Genomic DNA, 17,575 nt, shown 5'->3' with positions numbered 1-17,575 from the left:
TCCACACCCAGCCAACCCCATCATGAGCCCGTCAGCTCGAAGAGAACCAAGGCAACCTCAGACGTCAATTACCCTGCAAATATGAAAAGTGCACATTGACAGATTAGAGAACAAAATAAGCTCAATTCGGTCGTTCGCCGCAGTATTCACCGATGACCGCTATGCAGGGCGGTTTCAACGGGTTGACGCAACACTTTAATCTTTAAGAAAAGATGGAGTGTAACATGGCCAATCGCCGCCGGATATTTTTCACGGATAAACAGAGGTCGGAGATTTGGGATCGCTGGCAACGCGGAGAGTCGATGAGTTTGATTGGACGCAGATTTGATCGCCCCTCTTCTTCGATTTACCCATTGTTGACCCGTAAGCATTTGCATTCGTCGGATCGATCTCCGTGGCTTTGTCAAAGTTGGCTAGCGCATCCATGAATGCTTTGAGCTCATAGCGATAATACGCCGCTGCAGGACGAGGGCTTGTTTGTCGTCATGCAGGGGCAGATCGCGCAGTTTCCAGATCAGGGCGTCGCCGATCGAGATTTTCCGCTCTTCGTCCCGGATCCGAACCTTCCGCTTTAGCACCCGCTTCAAGACCATGTTCAGTTCATCTCGCTTCCGGGGGCGATCGCGCGGATTGCATGACAGGTCAATTAATGTGTAAAGAACATGATCAATGAAGTTCCCATTGACTACTTGATTACTGATGGTTACGCATATAAGCGATGTACTTTGCGGTAACCTGGCAGCTAGATATGGCACTTAAGATGCGACATAATCGGAGCCCTAACCCTCCACAGCCCTGCATGCTGACCGAATGCATGTCGATCATCGCGGGAGCTTGGGCCCCGAATGTAATATGGTCATTGCGTGCCGGGCCGCGGCGGTTTAGCGAGCTTCGGTCTGACATTCCGCCGATTTCTGCGAAAGTGCTCTCAACGCGACTGTCAGAGCTAGAGAAGCGGGGTATTCTTCTTCGCCATGTCCGCAGAACTTCTCCGCCGTCGACGGAATATGAACTGACACCACTGGGCGAGGAACTGATCCCTGCGCTCGATGGGATTGTACAGGTTGGCCATCGGTTAAAGCAATTGCAGTCGGCTGATACGGATCTCGCGGGCACTAGCACCTGACTACCCAATAATCGATCAAACGGATCTAGTGAGGGATGTTTCCTCATTCGCCGAGGTTGAGTTCGATCAATAAAATCGTTCAGCATTCGGCGACCGATTCTATCAATTCGATAACCCGCCCGATGTGCTGGCTACCACGTAAGGTGCTGCGACACCTCATTGATACCGTGCTAGCCTCCACCATCCACTTGCAGGCTTAGCTCGGCGGGATGCGCGGTTCAATTCCCGTTATTGCTGTGCGGTTCCGGTCGACATCGTATCCACGATCGGCGCGCAGCCAACAAGCGTCTGGCAGGTGCCCCCACGATCTCCCCAGTGTGGTGCAGATTGAACAGTTGATAGCGGTCAGAAACTGCTTGGCTAGCGGCCCACGCACGCTATTTGCGCTCCAAGTCGATCAAAAGAGATCGTTGATGTCACCGCGGCGTACTCTGATGGAAATAGAGACTTCTTTTTGTGTCACGCGAGGCGCGCCACTCAGCGCGCTTCGGTGTTTTACTGCTAATCAGAGGCTTGAACCGTCGATACGGATGCTCTGTTCCATTGCGAGGCATTGGTCGTAGATGTAAACGTCGAATCCCGCCATGCGATCTTCCCAATTTGGTGTCAGCGTGTTCACGCATTCGATCACCACTCGGTCGATGTAGTTGTCGAAGACGGCCCACGGGTTCGCCAGATCTTCGGGATTGACCGTTTCGCCGGGTGTGACAGATCCCAGCGCACCGGCTGCGGCATTGTGCAGGTCGGTCATAAACTCTACTTGCAAATCGACGTCGGCTTTAGTGCCGGGGCGCCCAACGTGACCGGCAATTAGCGTCTCGAAGTCGTACCTGTCATTAAGCGAGCGGATTGTGTCAAATGTGCCTGGAATATCCTCGGCCAACGCCAGTCGGCGCCACATCATCCAGCCTGGAAATACAACGTCGATCAGCATCAGGGTCGAACTGGCTTCGTGCCAAATCTCGATATTGCCGTGCTGATGATTGGGTGCCGGGTAGGTCAGCGATAGCGCTTGCCCACCGACGTTAAACTCAAAAACTTTGCCCTCAGTATCGAACGTGACGGATGGCAATGGCCGACGCGCGTCTCCAGCCCGTTCCAACTTGTCCAGAGTCAAAGCGTGCGCAACGATCTCGACATCGGGGAACGTAGCAGCTATTTCTGCGGCAAAGCCGATGTGATCCACATGAGCGTGGCTGTAGATCATGTGTGTGATCGGTTTGCCGGGCGCGATCTCCTCTGCGGCAGTGAGAAGGCGAGAACCGATATTGGGCGGTGCGTCCGCGAGGATCAGCCCGTCGTCATGTTCAATGAACATCACCTGATAGACGCCTTCAGTTACAAAATACGCCCCGTCACCAAGATCAACAACGGCATAGCCTTTGTCAGGGTCGATAGGTATACCCGCCGAAGCGTCGGGGATGTCGGCGTATTTCTCAATATAGGTTAGTGGTGTCGCGATAGACCCTGTGTTCGTGTATGGCGTCAGCAAGGCATCGTGATCGCCGTGCGCGTGCTCCTGTGACACTGCTGCCGTTGCAAAGATGCTTGCAGCGAGGGCTGCGCCAAGCCGTTGTGAAGTCTTCATTAGAGATCCTTTCAAGTCCAGATGGGAGATCAAGTTTCGTGAGATTTCCGGAGCCATCGGCAAGTCCCCAGCGAGTACCCCATCTGCGATCGGGAATGTTGCCGGCAAATGCCAATTTTCTCCGCGCCGGGGAGGGCATAGAATCATTTTCCATAAACCCAAGACCAAGCCCGTACACGCATGTCAAAGACTGTTTCTAATCGCAACCTGATTACCATCAGAAACTTTTAAAAATAAGTTACTTTACAGTAAGTTGGTATCTTTAATGGCTAAAAATATGCGGCAGATCAAAGCATATGATTCACAGTGACGTGATGCCCAAGTCAGCCATTCTTTTACTTAGAGATCGACCTTGTGTCCCATCAGCCTTTTCAGACTGTCGTCCTTCAAAATGAAGATGTGGGTAAATGCGCCATAAAGGTGGAGAACCAGCCCGCCGAGAAAGAAAGCGACTCCAAGCCAGAACAGCGGAGTGAGCCACCAGCTACTCGCGGTCGCTACAACCTCCTTGGTCCAATACAGGATCGGAAGGACGACGCCTGCCAGCAGCATTCCCATTGCAACACCACGCCCGGCCAGCACTTGTGCCGGATTTGCGCCGCCGAGAGGCGCAGGATGGAAGTTTGTAACTCTCCAATAAAGGCGAAATGCATAAATCGGAGCCGTGAGCAGGGCTATCCAGAGTGTGACATCTCGCGTAGAATTAAACTTAGCGTCAAAGAACTCCGTTGCTGCAGCGCTTAAAAGAAACGCCGCAAGTATCGTCGCGCCTCCCCAGTGACCAACTACGGAAACAAGCCCAAAGTGCAGCCCATTGTCTCTTAGTCTCATCGTTCATACCTCGCTAATGCACGAAAACTAGCAGGTCATTACATTTTTAATAGATAGCAATATTCGCATGTATCCTTCTTAAAAAGAGAATGAAATAACTTCTATCTCACGCGATCGCTAGGTCTGAATCATTAGGCAAAAGGATGAATTTGAGGAACTCCCCGACGGCTCCGTTCCGATGCTGCTCCGCATTATGCATCGCGTATGTATCAATGAAACGCTCTGGATCATCCAGAGGATGTATTGTGAGTAGCTCACTGTACTGGCTTCCCTCGATGACCGAACGCGGAAGACAACTGATGCCCACACTCGACGCCACACATCCAAGGATCCCATCCAAAGTTCCAAGCTCAAAGATGTCGTTTGGGGCCAAACCCGACATGCGCATCCACCTTCTCGTGTAGTCGCGATACGAGCACCCCTGCTTGAACACGACTATAGGTAGCGAACGAAGCCGATCCACTTCCTTCAATTCAGCGGAGGAAACCATGACCATTTCCTCTGCGAATAGTGCTTGCCTCTTTAACCCGGGCCGGGTGAATTTTCCTCCAACGAAGGCGACGTCAATCTGATCCTGCACCAGTTTGTGGAGAAGTTCTTCCGTCGGACCTGAATCAATCTGAAGGCGCATCTCGGGGTGCTTATTGCGAAATGACGCAATGATCTTCGGCAGGCGAACAGCAAGTGTGCTTTCCATACTGCCTATCCGGAGGAACTTGACCGAGTTGCCAAAATCCTCGACCGATGCCCGAGCACGCCTCTCAGCGCGCATTACGTCAAGAGCATAGGGCATGAAGGCAGTGCCAGCGGCTGTCAGGGCCATACCTGATCGGCTACGATTAAACAGTTCCACTCCCAATTCAGCTTCAAGTGACTTGATCCTCGTTGTCACGTTGGATTGGACGCAATGAAGTTTCTTTGAGGCGTTAGCCACAGACCCGGTGTCCGCTACTGCGGCGAAAGTTCGGAGATTTTTCAGTTCCATCATCATTCTCAATTATAAAACGTTACATTCTATTTAATTCACTTTAACTGATCGATATCATCCTGTCTACTCCACGCACCCGCTCTACAATTAGGTGAGAGATTTCGATGCCAAATCCTAGGAAAAGCCAGCCAACTCTCGGCCACGAAAACTCTCCCGAAACATCAGCCGGCTCTCTTGCGGAAATGTGTGAAATTGCTGTGCCAGTCTTTCAGGCAGGGATGGCTGGGCTCAGCGGGCCTTCTCTTGTCGCTGCAGTCAGCGAGGCCGGTGGTCTGGGACATTTAGGCGCGCTGCGCGTACTTCCTAAAACACTGAGAGGTTGGATCAGGCAAACAAGGGAACAGACGGACAAACCCTTTGGAGTAAATCTGGTGCCGCAATACGGAGGACCTGAGTTTTTCGAGGCAGGCTTCAGCGTTGTTCTCGAGGAAAGGCCGAAGGTCGTTTCATTGTTTTACGGTGACTTTCGGGAAGTTATTCCTCGCGCGAAGGACGCCGGCATCATTACTATGGTACAGGTTGGGACCGTTGCCGAGGCGAAGAAGGCCGTTGCAGACGGCGCAGATATCATTATTGCTCAGGGCATCGAGGGCGGTGGGCATCTCACGCAGGGTAGGGTAGGATTGATGGCCCTCTTGCCAGCCGTGGTGGATATTGCCGAAGGCCGCCCAGTGATTGCAGCCGGTGCGATAAACGAGACGCGGGCGGTTCGTGCCGCCAGGTGTTTGGGTGCCGCGGGTGTTTGGTGCGGAACCGCGTTTCTTGCCTCACGGGAGTGCGATGCGCACGGTGCCTACAAGGAAAAGATTGTTATCGCCGACACCGATAAGCCCAAGTTTTTGACCGGTTACTCTTACGGTTGGCGATATGGCACACCCCATCGTGCAATTGTCGGTCGTGGTGGATGGAACCTGCTTCGCTTCATGGGAGGGGGGCTCCGTCAAATTGACGATGCGACCATGGCAGAAAAACTCAGCCTTTATGCCGGTCAGGGCGTAGGCCAAATCACTAGCATCAAACCTGCTGCAGACATCGTTCGCGAACTCGCCGCTGGGTTTTTGGATTAATGCACAATTTGGAGCAAAAAGATTGCTTGGCGCACGCTGCATTGTTGGAGTTTGGTTTCGGAGCTAGCGCCGACAGCCTCTGCCGAAAGTATGGCATCGAAGCACGAGAACTCGAGACCCTCATTCTTCAAACAAGCGGCATGCCGATTTTAGATGACAGCACGCTGTCCGACCTGGAAGCCGCGTTACGCGACCTGGCCGCCAAAACGCCACCCGCCCATCGGCATCCGTCATTCAAATCAGTGAGCGTATTGACCAAAGACAGGTCCGGAACAGCGGCGCTCAGTACAACAGGCCAAAAAAAGGACGAAAAATGACCCTCAATAAGTATCTCAGAGAAGCAAACTTGGTCGGCGGAGAATGGATTTCCGCTGACAGCGGGGAAGCAATTGACGTCACGAATCCGGCAACGGGTGAACTAGTTGGGACGGTTCCGAATTGCGGCGCGGACGAGACCAACCGCGCCATTGATGCCGCTTCCGCGGCTCTTGCGGGATTTGCATCTATGCCGTTGCTTGAACGCGTTGGCTTGCTCTGGAACTTGCACGATGCTCTGTTGGACAACCAGCAAAGCCTGGCCGAACTCCTGACCATCGAGCAGGGCAAGCCACTCGCCGAATCAAAGGGTGAAATAGCAATCGGTGCCGCGTATATCCGTTGGTTTGCTGAAGAGATTAGACGGGCCAAAGGCGAAATTGTCCCAGCACCAACGAATGGTCGGCGATTTCTCGTGACGAGGCATCCCGTAGGTGTGGTCGGAATGATAACGCCCTGGAACTTCCCATCATCCATGCTTGCGCGCAAACTCGGCCCCGCACTTGCGGCGGGTTGTACCGTTGTCGCGAAGCCAGCAACCTCGACACCTTACTCAGGCTTGGCGTGGGGCGTTCTCTGCAAAGAGGCAGGCATTCCCAAAGGTGTGGTGAACATCCTGACAGGCTCAGCGCGCAAAATCGGAGGGGCGATCATGGCGTCGCCGGACGTTCGTAAGGTTACGTTTACTGGGTCTACCGAGGTTGGCAAGGAACTGATCCGGCAGTCGGCGGACACGGTCAAAAAGGTCAGCATGGAGCTGGGAGGCAATGCACCGTTCCTCGTCTTTGAAGACGCCGATCTGGATGCGGCCGTCGAAGGTGCGATGATTTCGAAGTTTCGAAACGCTGGTCAAACCTGCGTATGCGCCAATCGGATTTATGTGCATGCGAACGTACAAGAAGAGTTTCTTGCCAAGCTCGTTGAGAAAACCAGAAAGCTGAAAGTGGGCGACGGTCTTGACGCCGGGACAGAGCAGGGTCCGATGATTGATTTGGAGAGCATGAAAAAGGTCGAAGCGATGATCGCCGATGCAACGGAAAAAGGCGCGCAGATTGTGCTTGGAGGAAACCGTCATCCAAGGGGCCATTCGTTTTTTGAGCCGACGATCCTCACCCACACCACCCAGAATATGCGCGTTGCCAAAGAAGAGATTTTCGGACCCGTGGCGCCCGTCTTCACATTCAACTCTGAGACGGAAGCCATCGACATGGCGAACGACACGGAGTTTGGGCTATGTGCGTATGCTTATACCCGCGATATCGGCCGCATCTTCCGCCTGAACGAGGGGCTTCAATACGGGATGATTGGAATCAATTCCGGGCTGATCACTACAGTTGAAGCGCCATTTGGCGGAGTGAAAGAGAGCGGATTGGGAAAGGAGGGCGGCAGCCAGGGACTCGACGACTATTTGGACACCAAATACACCGCCGTGGATTTCTGATTGAATGGCTTTCTCGCGACGCGGAAGCGAGTCAAGGACGTGAAAGGAGTGATTTCGGCAAGTCCACGCCCGTCGGTGAATTGGTGTCCCACGGGAACAGGCATTTCTTGAACACTGAAAATGGAGACTGTCGAAGCGCTGCAATGCCCTGATTATTCTCGAGTCATAAGGTCAGGTGAATTCTCTCAGTGTCTCGAGGAGACGATCCGTGTGAGCGATAGTTGAACTGCGACTTTTGTCGGGGTCAGGGTAGCGTTTTCACTACAATTCCTTCAACGTGTTTTCACGGAAGACTTCGGCGGGTGTTTTCCTGCCCAAGCATTTACGGGGCGTGTTGTTGTGGCGGTCGCAGATCACTTTTATATGGTGATCTGAGAACCGCCGGATGTCTCGCTTGCGCGGAACCGACATCAGTTTGGTGTCCGGTCAGAAAACTTGGGCCAACTTAATCTGACCTTCAAAGGAGACGAGCATATCGCCCACTCCGTGGAGGAATAGACCAAACCCGCCGTCAGATCTGAAGATGGCAAGCAGCGTAACAGCGTCTGCAGGAACACGCTAGAGGGGGTTCAACGGACGGGCACGATCAGCTTACGCAGTCTGTGCATCCACGAGTTGCTGTAGAATTCGCGCGTAATTCTCCTCGCCCTGCGCCCCGGTGACCAGGTGGCGGCGCTCGAAAATCATCGCCGGCACTCCGGTCACGCCGCGCGATGTCCAGAATTGCTCCTTCTGCCGGACGGCCTCCACCCGCCCTCCGCTTTCGAGAATTGCGAGCGCCGCTGCGCAGTCGAGACCGACGCCCTCGGCTGAATCGGCCAGCACGGATATGTCGTTCAGGTTCTCGCGCCGGGTGAAGAAGGCGGCGAAGAGGGCGAGCTTCATATCATGCGCGCGGCCCTGATCCTCGGCCCAGTCGATCAGTTGGTGCGCGCGGAAGGTGTTCACCATACGCATATCATCGGCGTAATTGAAGGTGAACCCAAGCGCAGCACCCATCTCAGCCAAACGTGCACGTGCCTTGATCGAGCCTTCCAACGTGGTGCCGTATTTGGCAGCGAGGTGCTCGCGCAAATTCTCGCCTTCTTCGGCCATGCCTGAGTTCAACTCGAACGGATGCCAATGCACCTCGATGCCGATACCGGTTTCGCGCGTGGCTTTTGCCAGCTGGTGATACCCGATCACGCACCAGGGGCAGACCACGTCCGAGACGAAGTCGATTCGAATTTGACGGCTCATGGGATCACTCCTTGCAATTGATAGCTTTGGCATCAGCGGTATGGATTTAGCCTTCTCCGAATACCGAGGGCCGTGGGATGGACAGTTGAACCGCTGCCTGCGAGGCCAAGCGGTTGAGGGAGGTTCGTGACTAATGGCGCGGTGCTATTTCCTCGCACGGGTGTTTTGGACCGTTGTCGACGCGGGTGACCAATGGCAAACAACATTCAGCCGAAGAGAAGATCACGATCGTGTTGTATGGCCTTAAAAGTTCCCTCATGCGTAACGAGAGCTTGCGGGGATCAGATCAGTTGGTCAGCTATGAGGGTATCAAGGCCGCAATACTGGTCGAAGGAATTGACGATCATATCGACGAATGCAGTTACTTTTTTCGGCCAGTTCATATGCGGCTTTGCAGTCATCATCTTTCATACTATCGATGCGATAGGTCTCGTAGTCTGCCATCGAAGGAAATGAAAAAAGAGTTACGGCTAAATCGTTCGCACTCTCGTGCGGAAGAAAATAACCGTGGTGAACGCCTCCAAATTTCTCAACAAGTGGAATCCAAAGTTTAGCGTAATTTTCAAAATCAACGATTTTTGAAGGGTCGATTTCATATCGCACGTAGCATGTGATCATCGGGTTTCTACTTTCTTTGTTAGTAATTGTGGCGACATCTACGAAAAAGTAACTTTAAGGCGGAACAAAGATGCCAGATTCAGCGCCTTCTCTCGGAGCATTTTCGCACGACCTAACTTTACTCGTGTGGAAAAGAACTAAAAATCTCAGCTGTGTCTGCTAATTTATCCCACTCGGCACGTTCAACATGGAAAATTCTACTCGAGGAAGTGAATTTAGGTTCGGTATCCAATGAGCCAGCAGGTACAACAATTGCTGTGCTGCTTTGGTTTAGATAGGGAACGCCAGATCCGCACTCACCACAAAAAGCATTGGTAAATCCCCGATTGGGATAATCAAAGCGCTTTACAATTTTTTCTCCTGCGGTCCAGTTAAACCCTTCCGGGTCGCCGAACAAATTTGATGCATGAGCGGACCCGGTAATTTTTCGACACTGGGCGCAGTGACAAAGGAAAAACCGTTCAAACTTATTTTTGATCTCGTATTTGACTTTGCCGCAGAGGCAGCTGCCCATAATATTTTCAGACATTGTTTTCTCCATCCCCATATTGCCATGCCGCTTTCCGGCGACAGATAGTCTCTAAGCCGTTCTAAATATCAACGAATTTGGAAATTTCTTTCGCTCTCTCGCTGTCGGACACAATTTCGGAATCAGGTGGAATGTTCACACCGCGCGCACATGCGGGGCGTTCGGCCATAGCTTGCATCCAGCGCTGTAAATGTGTCAGGCCGTCAATTGAAATCCCCGACCATTCATGACGACGCACCCAACACCAGTTGGCAATATCTGCGATAGAATAGTCATCAGCTAGCCAGGTATTCTCTGCAAGTCGACGGTCCAGAACCTCGAATAGCCTGCGGGATTCTTTCTGATATCGATCGATGGCGGGTTGAATTTTTTCAGGATGGTATCGGTAAAAGACGTTTGCCTGCCCCATCATCGGGCCGATGCCACCCATCTGGAACATCAACCACTGAATTACCCGACTGCGCGCTTCTGTTTCGGTTGGCAGTAATCTCCCCGCTTTGTCGGCGAGATACATCATGATGGCTCCGCTTTCGAAGATTGCAAAATCGCCGGCATCCCGGTCGATTATCGCTGGAATTCTACCATTAGGGTTAATCTTAAGGAACCAGTCCTCTTTCTGTTCCAGCGCCGATAAGTCAAGTTCATGATAGGTGTAGGGTAAGTCGAGCTCTTCGAGAGTTACCGAAACCTTGTAGCCATTCGGCGTTTTCGCTGTGTATAGGTCAATCATAGTTGATCATCACTCATTGTGTGTTGGGCCGTATCCGTCAGATTATCGAGGGAAATAAAATCGCGTATCCGTTTGCACCCCTCGCGAACATCGTCATCTGAGGCGGCTGTGGATATTCGAATACTTGATCGTGTCGAATGTCCGAAGGTTTCGCCTGGGGCAGTGGCGACGCCTTTCTCTTCGAGCAAACGACGCACAAATTGATCCGAGTTAAGATTGGATTTTGAGATATCGACCATGGCATAGAATGCACCCATCGGTTTACTGATGAGTAGCCCCGCAGGTTCAAGAATCGAAACGGCTATTTCGGCGCGTCTTTTATAGGCAGCTTTCATTTCCGCGACACAGTCCTGCGGGCCATTTATGGCCGCCTCAACGGCGGCTTGCGCAACTGAAGAAGGACACGAAGCGATTGGCTCCACCAGTTTTGAAACTGCTTGTATTACCTCTTCACGTGCGACTACCCAACCAAGCCGCCAACCTGTCATGGAATAGGACTTGGAGGCGCCGGATATCATGATTACCCGCTCCTGAGAGGCATGAGACAAGGCAGAAACATGTGTCCCCTCAAAGACGAAATCTTCGTAAACTTCATCCGAGATAACCTGCAAATCGTGATCTTCTGCAAATTTTACTAGTTTTGACATTTTTTCAACAGAAACAGTCGCGCCAGTCGGATTACTTGGATAGTTGATCATGATCGCGCGGCAGCGAGGTGAAACCTTTGACGATAGCGCATCCAGATCCATCCAATAACCATCCGATGGGTCGAGCTTGTAAGGAACCACCGTACCGCCGACCATTTCAACTGCGCTGATGTAATTAGGCCAGCCGGGGTCCGGCACCAGAACCTCATCTCCAGGTTCGATTACAGCCATGAGCGTTAAGTACAATGCCATGACAGCACCAGACGTAATACAAACGTTCGCGCCGCTAACCCTGATCCCCGAGCTTGCTGAGACCTTCGCGGCGACACTATCTCTCAAACTCTGCACGCCCGCGTTTGGTGTGTAACCGGTAAATCCGTTCCGCGCGGCCGCAAAGCCAGCCTCAGTAATATGAGCTGGAGTTGGGAAATCTGGCTGCCCGACCTCCATATGAATAACAGGCAGCTCACGCTTCTGCCGCTCTGCCGCCAGGGCCATAACTGTACGAATACCGGAAAGATGGAGTTGTGAGACGCGTGCAGCAATTGGCATTTCGGAGTCCTTAAATTTGTGCGAGCGCTTGCTCGATCTCCTGAAGAATGTCAGCAGTATTTTCGATACCCGCCGCAAACCGGATCATGCCCGGGGTAATTCCCTGTTTCGCGACGATTTCTTCAGAAAGCCGTCCGCCGAACATAACAGCGGGTTGAATGAGCACCGAGTGCACACCACCCAGACTTCCTGCATTTCTGGCTAGGTCCAGGTTTTCTATAAATTTTTTCCCCGCCTCATATCCGCCAGCAAGTTCGAACGTTAGCAATCCGCCAAAGTCAGACATCTGAGTTTCGGCGAGATCGTATTGGGGGTGAGAAGGTAAACCTGGATAATAAACACGGTTGACCGCAGGGTGTTCCTCCAGAAATTTCGCGATTGCCATGGCGTTGGCATTTTGCTGACGAACACGAAGCTCTAAGGTCCGGATTCCGCGCAGTGCCAACCATGAGTTAAATGGCGCCGGAATTGCTCCGGTATTCATACTCATTTCCCAAATGCGTTCCGCCAACTTTTGAGAGGTTGTGATGCTCCCACTCAGAAGATCATGGTGACCACCGATATATTTGGTAGCACTATGCATAACGATATCAACGCCTAGCTCCATTGGCCTTTGATTTATCGGAGTGGCAAAAGTGTTATCGCAAAAAGTGAGGATACCCCTGGAGCGTGCTAAGTCGCTGACTGCTTTTAGATCGGTCAAATGCATTAACGGATTTACCGGACTCTCAAGCAAAATTAGTTGGGTGTTCGGCTTGAGGGCACGTTCAAAGTCATCGACTGAACGTTGGTCTACCAGCGTCACCTCAATGCCATACTGAGGCAGTATGTGGCGCACCATTTCAGTTGTGCCTATATAGTGACTTTCCTGAGCGACGACATGGTCTCCGGCCTTTAAGAAAGTTAATAACGTCGTCGTAATCGCACCCATTCCAGATGCAAAAATGAGTCCGCTTGGCCCGCCTTCAAGATCGGAAATTACCTTGGCAAGGCGTGATGTTGTCGGATTTCCATGTCGGGCATAGAACTGATCGCCAAGGGGAACAGACGACATTTCAGCAAATTCATGCGCATCGGCCGCAACGCCATTTACCGATTGATGTATGGGTGGCGAAACACCCCAATCATCAGATAAATCCATGTCGGAGTAAAGTAATTGAGTGGTTGCCCCATATCGCCTATTTTCGCGAAAATGGGTCATCCTGCGCCTCCATCAAGTTGCTGCTCTACAAAGCGATCGCTCACGGAGTTTCGTAGAACTCCGATCCCCTCAATTTTCACTTCGCAAATATCCCCTGGTTGCATGAATATTTGTGGTGTTCGACTGATCCCAACGCCAGCCGGCGTGCCTGTCAAAATGAGATCGCCAGGGAGCAGCGTCATGATTTGGCTAATTTCCGACACAAGATCTGCGACAGGAAAAATGAGTTGGTTGGTATTTGAAGATTGTATTTTTTCGCCGTTTAGTCGGGTCTCGATTTTTAACCCATCGGCTCCCGGCGGGACGTCATCCGCCGAGACGATTGAGGGCCCAAGCCCCCCGCTTTTGTCGAATATTTTGCCCGAAATCCATTGCTGGGAGCGAAATTGGAAATCTCTGGCCGACCCGTCGTTAGCGATCGTGTACCCGAAAACATATTCAAGTGCGTGTGCGGCTGAAACGGAACGCGCCTTTTTTCCAATGACGACGGCAAGTTCACCCTCAAAGTCAAACTGGCTCGACCCGGCGGGATAAAACAGAACCTGCTCATGCCCTGTAAAGCTACTTAAAAACCGCACAAAAAGGGCTGGATATTCCGGATCCGGTTCACCCAGCTCGGCTGCGTGATCACTATAATTTAATCCTACGCAAATAATTCGAGCCGTATTTGAAACAGGCACTCCCCACCCGTCGTGTTCTTCCGTAGGTAATGCAGCTTCTTCAAGCCACTCGACTTTGGCAGGCCCTAACACACGGCCGTCCGGCCCAGTCTCGACGAGCCGCGCACGGCCATTCTCTATTCGGTTTGAAAATCTCAAAAAATTCTCCTGACGTTCCTTGAAAGTTGGACGTTCTAAATTACGCCCATTGCGCTGCTAGGCCCGTCGTGAAGCATTTCAGCCAGTGGCTCTAACTCTGAGCTTTTCATTGTCTCATTCCTCTGTAACGGGCCTAACCGATTGGCGCATATGCCGTATGCGCTTCTCCGCTTGCTAAATCACTCCATGAAGGGTGGCTTGCGCGGCGGGCGCACAGTCGAGGACCAGATCCAGCAAGTGCGGCTGACGCGCCAGAGACCACGTGATGAAACCTACCCCGATCCGTGCATCGCCCGCAGCGTCGAACTCGCGGGCGAGCCAGTCTGCGTCGCCGTAGACACCACCGATCAGACCCAAACCGCCCGCCCTGCTTATTGCCGCAGCAAGCGCCCCGCCGCTGACACCCGCCATCGGTGCCAGCAGGACGGGATGTTTGATACCGAGGAGATCACAAAGAGGCCTGCGAATGGTCATTACGGTCAACTCACACGTGCGCGCCGGTATTGTTCGACTGGCACACCGCCGACCCCCCAATCCTCAAGCGAGACCTCATCGATCACCACGACGGTCGTCTTCGGGTTTTTGTTGAGAACCCGGACCAGCAAGTCGGTAACACCGCTTATGAGTTCGGCTTTCTGATCGGCGGTAACGCCTTCGCGCGTCACCTTGATGTTTACATAAGGCATTACGGTTCCTTTCAGATTTCACGTTCAGTGATCTGGAAAATCTTGGCCATGATCCGCCATGCGCCATCAGTTCGCACAAGGGTCAGGAAGTCGATAAAATCCTTCGTGCCGATGGAACACCGCACGCGGGCAAAGGCAGTGTTCTCGCCCGCAAATTCTATGGACTCGATCACATCACGCCGGGGTTCATCTCGAGAGGCCGGGGATACGCGCTTTGCCACTACAGGGAAATATTCATCCATCGTGCGATAAAGCAACGGCGTTTCGTCTGCCGTTGCATAGATCGCTTTTGGATGAAACGCGATGGCCAACTTGTCGGTGTCAGCGTGATAGAGACCGTCGAAATAGGTCTCTAACACGCCAGCTACTGCGGCGAACTCGATCATGCAGCCTGCTCCATAAGACCCTCTGCAACCATCGCTTTGATTGCGGCGGGACGCGCTGCGATACGCGCCACGTAAGCTTGGGTTTTCGGATGCGCGTCAAGGCTCACCCCGACAAAACCAGCCCAATTGAGCACTACGAATGCATAGGCGTCCGCAATGTTGAATGTATCGCCGAGAAGAAAGGTACGGCCATCAGCAAGGATTCGTTCGATGTGTGCTGCGCGGCGTCCGACACCGGCCTCGGCCTTCTGCCTTGCGTCGCCATCAAGTTCCTTACCCGAGAAAAACGGACCGAAGGATTTATGTAGTTCTGACGATACGAAGTTGAGGGCTTCCTGAAGACGTGTGCGCTCCAACGTACCGTTTGGCGGCGCAAGCCCGGCTTCGGGTGACTGATCGGCAAGATACTGAAGCACGGCAGGATTTTCCGTGATGATCTCACCGTCGTCGGTGACCAGCGCCGGAACATAGCCGTTCGGGCTGATTTTGCGGAAATCTCCGCCTGTTTCAGTTTTACCCGCATCGGTGTCTGTCTTGTCGAGGTCAAACGAGACGCCGAGTTCGTTGAGGATGATATGGGATGCCATCGAGCATGCGCCGGGTTTGTAATGAAGTTTCATTTGAGGTTCCCTTTCCGAGGTTTCACCATGTGCTTTCGCAGTACCGTACCGATAATCCTGCTTCATTAATAATATTGAATTCTCATTAAAATGATCTAAAATATCGATCATCTAAAGCGAAAGGTCGGGTTGCGTGATTACATATGAACAATTGGTCGTGCTGCACGCCATAGTTACAGAAGGGACCTTTCGGGGCGCGGCTGAGCGGCTGAACAAATCCCAATCAGCCATTAGTCACATGCTCAAGAAACTTGAGACAGAGATCGATGTCATTCTGCTATCGCGTGAATCGTACAGACCAACCCTGACCCCGGAAGGAGAGGTGTTTTATCGGCAGGCAACACGCGTAATGCTGCAGATGAAAGAGCTGAGTACCGTTGCGAAAAACCTAAGCGCCAAACAGGAGCCGGAGGTCTTTCTGGCTGTGACTGCGACGTTTCCCTTGAAGCCGGTTCTCGAAATCATCGGCAGCATCAGGGATCAATTTCCAGCTACGCATATTCGATTGTCCCGCGAAAGCATGGGGGGACCGATTGAACGATTGCTACGCAATGACGCCGACATCATCATTGCATCTATGGATGGCGTTCCTGTTGAGCAGGTAGAGGCATTGGCCTTTGCGCAGGTCACAATTGTGCCTGTGGCCCATCCAGATTTTGAGCCTGCGCGCAGTTCGCACATGAAAACGATCCGCGAGATGCAAAGTTATACTCAAGTGGTCGTTGCCGACAGCAGTAGTGGCGAATTTGTCCAAAGCAGAGACTTGCTGCCAGGCGGTCTTCGCTGGACCGTTTCGGACTTTGCAGCAAAAAAGGAGATATTGTTGGCGAATCTGGGTTGGGGCGGTATTCCCACACACATGATCGACAATGAATTGGCCCAAGGCGAGTTGGTAATTCTCAATGTTGAAGGCTATCAAAAGCGTCAATCACATCTGTTTCAAATGCGCAAACGAGACAAAGACGTTGGCATTGTCGCACAGTCTATCTGGGAGCAACTTTCGACGATAGCGGTGCATTTGCCCCTTGGGCCTTTTCAGAGCAAAACTGTTTGAGGCGAACCCGGTGGTTTCGTAGCGTTCGGGCATGACAAAATACGACCCATTCAAGTATTTCACCTCCCGAGACTGCCTGCAGAACACAATCAGCGGCCGCTACTGCGTCCTTTGTCAGCTTCATGTGTGGCAGATCAAATTGAATTGGAGCGTCTTTTCTGGGCAGCTCGACGCGTTCCGTACACAGGCGCAGAGCCGTAATGTCTCCATCAAGAGCGAGTTCGATGGCCTTGCGGGCCAATCCTTCCGCTTCACCCTCAAGCAAGCCTTCGACTGCAAGTACGTATTTGTGCCGTGAACCCTTGGGGCGACCGGGGTTGCCAGCAGCGAGCTATCACGTTTCATAGACAAGACCCCAGTTTCCAAATGCAGGGGCTGCAACACGTCATCATCAAAAGCCGCCAATATCGTTCAAATTGTGAACTTCACGCCAACGCGCGATTGCGACCTTCAGCTGGTATAGAGTTCCAGGACGATAGCCTTGCTGGAACGCGCTGCCATTATAGACTTCGGGCACTGCGCTGGAGAGTTGTTCGAACGAAGAATTTGATCCATCCAGAGCATAAGCCTTATGCAAATTTATCCATGCCAATGCATTTGCCCGTGTAAGCGGTTCTAAGGTTTCCACCTGCAATTTTCCGATATCAAGGCGCTCAAGCGAAGGCATGTCTGCCAAAGGTGAAAGATCGGAGACCCAAGAGCCGCCGATGTCCAAATTGGTTAGCCGTGGATGGCTGGCTATCGGCATAAGATCAACAACCCATGTGTCACGGAGCGTGAGGCGCGTGAGGTCTTGATGTACCACAAGTGCGCTTAGGTCAGAGATCTTGGTTCCCGATAAATCAAGCGTGAAGAGAGAACCGACTTCAGCTAAGTTAGAGGGCAGAATTTTTAGCTCTGGAAAGCCCGTTAGATTAATTGTCCTATCGCCCTCTGCAATGAGGTTGGCAATATATTTATGAGCGTTTGATGCGGCAGCATTCGATAGGTGTTGCTGTTGTAAGTAGCGATTGCCGACCAACATTGCGAACACGGCAAAGCAGACCAGGATGGCAATCAATAGTATGCGGGTATTCACTTTAAATTGTCCGTCGTCATATGAGGTGGGTATTTTGAGCGTTCTGAGTTTTAGAGGCTCT

Annotated in this window: 22 protein-coding genes and 2 pseudogenes; 7 read left to right on the top strand and 17 right to left on the bottom strand. The window is 52.3% G+C overall.

The features are described from left to right. Nucleotides 1–224: 224 nt before the first annotated feature. Nucleotides 225–365 (top strand): annotated as a pseudogene (locus J4E70_RS19740) (IS30 family transposase); the annotation flags it as partial. Between the two features lie 48 nt (nucleotides 366–413). Here J4E70_RS19740 and J4E70_RS17770 read toward each other — a convergent pair. Beyond that, the gene (locus tag J4E70_RS17770; protein ID WP_213891038.1) at nucleotides 414–593 is read right to left on the bottom strand and encodes a hypothetical protein; all 180 of its coding nucleotides are present in this window, start codon (nucleotides 591–593) and stop codon (nucleotides 414–416) included. A gap of 167 nt (nucleotides 594–760) precedes the next feature. Between J4E70_RS17770 and J4E70_RS17765 the strand changes: the two genes are divergently transcribed. Beyond that, nucleotides 761–1,126, top strand: coding sequence for a winged helix-turn-helix transcriptional regulator (locus tag J4E70_RS17765; protein ID WP_246531845.1), 366 nt, complete (start codon nucleotides 761–763; stop codon nucleotides 1,124–1,126). A gap of 505 nt (nucleotides 1,127–1,631) precedes the next feature. Here J4E70_RS17765 and J4E70_RS17760 read toward each other — a convergent pair. The 3 genes from J4E70_RS17760 to J4E70_RS17750 all read right to left on the bottom strand — a co-directional run bounded on the left by J4E70_RS17760 (nucleotide 1,632) and on the right by J4E70_RS17750 (nucleotide 4,530). Continuing rightward, complete coding sequence (locus tag J4E70_RS17760) at nucleotides 1,632–2,714, bottom strand: MBL fold metallo-hydrolase (protein ID WP_213891034.1); 1,083 nt, start codon at nucleotides 2,712–2,714, stop codon at nucleotides 1,632–1,634. A gap of 339 nt (nucleotides 2,715–3,053) precedes the next feature. After that, nucleotides 3,054–3,545, bottom strand: coding sequence for a cytochrome b/b6 domain-containing protein (locus J4E70_RS17755; RefSeq protein ID WP_213891032.1), 492 nt, complete (start codon nucleotides 3,543–3,545; stop codon nucleotides 3,054–3,056). A gap of 106 nt (nucleotides 3,546–3,651) precedes the next feature. Beyond that, nucleotides 3,652–4,530: a LysR family transcriptional regulator gene (locus tag J4E70_RS17750; protein ID WP_213891030.1), complete on the bottom strand. Its 879-nt coding sequence runs from the start codon at nucleotides 4,528–4,530 to the stop codon at nucleotides 3,652–3,654. A 107-nt stretch (nucleotides 4,531–4,637) separates the two neighbouring features. Here J4E70_RS17750 and J4E70_RS17745 point away from each other — a divergent pair, with 107 nt between their 5' ends. The 3 genes from J4E70_RS17745 to J4E70_RS17735 are packed head-to-tail and all read left to right on the top strand — an operon-like array spanning nucleotide 4,638 to nucleotide 7,356. Then, on the top strand, nucleotides 4,638–5,600 hold the full coding sequence (locus J4E70_RS17745; RefSeq protein WP_213891028.1) for an NAD(P)H-dependent flavin oxidoreductase: 963 nt from the start codon (nucleotides 4,638–4,640) through the stop codon (nucleotides 5,598–5,600). Next, nucleotides 5,600–5,917: a hypothetical protein gene (locus J4E70_RS17740; RefSeq protein ID WP_213891026.1), complete on the top strand. Its 318-nt coding sequence runs from the start codon at nucleotides 5,600–5,602 to the stop codon at nucleotides 5,915–5,917. The genes J4E70_RS17745 and J4E70_RS17740 overlap by 1 nt, the downstream gene beginning before the upstream one ends. Further along, complete coding sequence (locus J4E70_RS17735; RefSeq protein WP_213891024.1) at nucleotides 5,914–7,356, top strand: NAD-dependent succinate-semialdehyde dehydrogenase; 1,443 nt, start codon at nucleotides 5,914–5,916, stop codon at nucleotides 7,354–7,356. The genes J4E70_RS17740 and J4E70_RS17735 overlap by 4 nt, the downstream gene beginning before the upstream one ends. Nucleotides 7,357–7,617: 261 nt before the next feature. Here the strand turns inward: J4E70_RS17735 and J4E70_RS19445 are convergent. The 12 genes and pseudogenes from J4E70_RS19445 to J4E70_RS17680 all read right to left on the bottom strand — a co-directional run. Then, a pseudogene (locus J4E70_RS19445) lies at nucleotides 7,618–7,761 on the bottom strand (IS30 family transposase); the annotation flags it as partial. A 186-nt stretch (nucleotides 7,762–7,947) separates the two neighbouring features. Beyond that, a complete protein-coding gene (locus J4E70_RS17730) occupies nucleotides 7,948–8,595 on the bottom strand; it encodes a DsbA family oxidoreductase (protein ID WP_246531844.1) in 648 nt (215 codons plus the stop codon). Between the two features lie 309 nt (nucleotides 8,596–8,904). Beyond that, nucleotides 8,905–9,213, bottom strand: coding sequence for an NIPSNAP family protein (locus J4E70_RS17725; protein ID WP_213891020.1), 309 nt, complete (start codon nucleotides 9,211–9,213; stop codon nucleotides 8,905–8,907). Nucleotides 9,214–9,331: 118 nt separating this feature from the next. Then, nucleotides 9,332–9,742: a GFA family protein gene (locus J4E70_RS17720; protein WP_213891019.1), complete on the bottom strand. Its 411-nt coding sequence runs from the start codon at nucleotides 9,740–9,742 to the stop codon at nucleotides 9,332–9,334. A 61-nt stretch (nucleotides 9,743–9,803) separates the two neighbouring features. Next, nucleotides 9,804–10,472 (bottom strand): glutathione S-transferase family protein, encoded by a 669-nt coding sequence (locus J4E70_RS17715; RefSeq protein ID WP_213891017.1) that lies wholly within the window; start codon nucleotides 10,470–10,472, stop codon nucleotides 9,804–9,806. Then, the gene (locus J4E70_RS17710; RefSeq protein WP_213891015.1) at nucleotides 10,469–11,671 is read right to left on the bottom strand and encodes a pyridoxal phosphate-dependent aminotransferase; all 1,203 of its coding nucleotides are present in this window, start codon (nucleotides 11,669–11,671) and stop codon (nucleotides 10,469–10,471) included. Before J4E70_RS17710 ends, J4E70_RS17715 begins: the two co-directional genes overlap by 4 nt. Before the next feature lie 10 nt (nucleotides 11,672–11,681). Continuing rightward, nucleotides 11,682–12,872, bottom strand: a complete 1,191-nt coding sequence (locus tag J4E70_RS17705; RefSeq protein WP_213891014.1) for a trans-sulfuration enzyme family protein — start codon at nucleotides 12,870–12,872, stop codon at nucleotides 11,682–11,684. Continuing rightward, entirely contained in the window at nucleotides 12,869–13,690 is an 822-nt protein-coding gene (locus J4E70_RS17700) for a fumarylacetoacetate hydrolase family protein (RefSeq protein ID WP_213891012.1), read from the bottom strand. Before J4E70_RS17700 ends, J4E70_RS17705 begins: the two co-directional genes overlap by 4 nt. A 174-nt stretch (nucleotides 13,691–13,864) precedes the next feature. Then, complete coding sequence (locus J4E70_RS19570) at nucleotides 13,865–14,164, bottom strand: nitronate monooxygenase (RefSeq protein ID WP_213891010.1); 300 nt, start codon at nucleotides 14,162–14,164, stop codon at nucleotides 13,865–13,867. A 5-nt stretch (nucleotides 14,165–14,169) separates the two neighbouring features. Further along, the gene (locus J4E70_RS17690; protein WP_213891008.1) at nucleotides 14,170–14,376 is read right to left on the bottom strand and encodes a tautomerase family protein; all 207 of its coding nucleotides are present in this window, start codon (nucleotides 14,374–14,376) and stop codon (nucleotides 14,170–14,172) included. An 11-nt stretch (nucleotides 14,377–14,387) separates the two neighbouring features. Continuing rightward, complete coding sequence (locus tag J4E70_RS17685; RefSeq protein ID WP_213891006.1) at nucleotides 14,388–14,762, bottom strand: nuclear transport factor 2 family protein; 375 nt, start codon at nucleotides 14,760–14,762, stop codon at nucleotides 14,388–14,390. Next, nucleotides 14,759–15,382 carry a glutathione S-transferase C-terminal domain-containing protein gene (locus J4E70_RS17680; protein WP_213891004.1) on the bottom strand — a complete coding sequence of 208 codons (624 nt, stop codon included), beginning with the start codon at nucleotides 15,380–15,382 and terminating at the stop codon, nucleotides 14,759–14,761. Before J4E70_RS17680 ends, J4E70_RS17685 begins: the two co-directional genes overlap by 4 nt. A 133-nt stretch (nucleotides 15,383–15,515) precedes the next feature. Here J4E70_RS17680 and J4E70_RS17675 point away from each other — a divergent pair, with 133 nt between their 5' ends. Both J4E70_RS17675 and J4E70_RS17670 read left to right on the top strand, forming a co-directional pair. Further along, nucleotides 15,516–16,436, top strand: coding sequence for a LysR family transcriptional regulator (locus tag J4E70_RS17675; protein WP_343229485.1), 921 nt, complete (start codon nucleotides 15,516–15,518; stop codon nucleotides 16,434–16,436). A 31-nt stretch (nucleotides 16,437–16,467) separates the two neighbouring features. Further along, nucleotides 16,468–16,734, top strand: a complete 267-nt coding sequence (locus J4E70_RS17670) for a hypothetical protein (protein ID WP_213891003.1) — start codon at nucleotides 16,468–16,470, stop codon at nucleotides 16,732–16,734. Nucleotides 16,735–16,827: 93 nt separating this feature from the next. On the opposite strand, the gene J4E70_RS17665 is transcribed toward J4E70_RS17670, so the two are convergent. Then, nucleotides 16,828–17,514 (bottom strand): leucine-rich repeat domain-containing protein, encoded by a 687-nt coding sequence (locus J4E70_RS17665; protein ID WP_213891001.1) that lies wholly within the window; start codon nucleotides 17,512–17,514, stop codon nucleotides 16,828–16,830. Between the last annotated feature and the right edge of the window lie 61 nt (nucleotides 17,515–17,575).

The sequence above is a fragment of the Pseudohalocynthiibacter aestuariivivens genome, assembly GCF_018457175.1.
In the GTDB taxonomy this organism is placed as follows: Bacteria; Pseudomonadota; Alphaproteobacteria; order Rhodobacterales; family Rhodobacteraceae; genus Pseudohalocynthiibacter; species Pseudohalocynthiibacter aestuariivivens.
The sequence above is the reverse complement of the archived record's forward strand: the minus strand, read 5'-3'. Positions and strand labels throughout refer to the sequence as shown.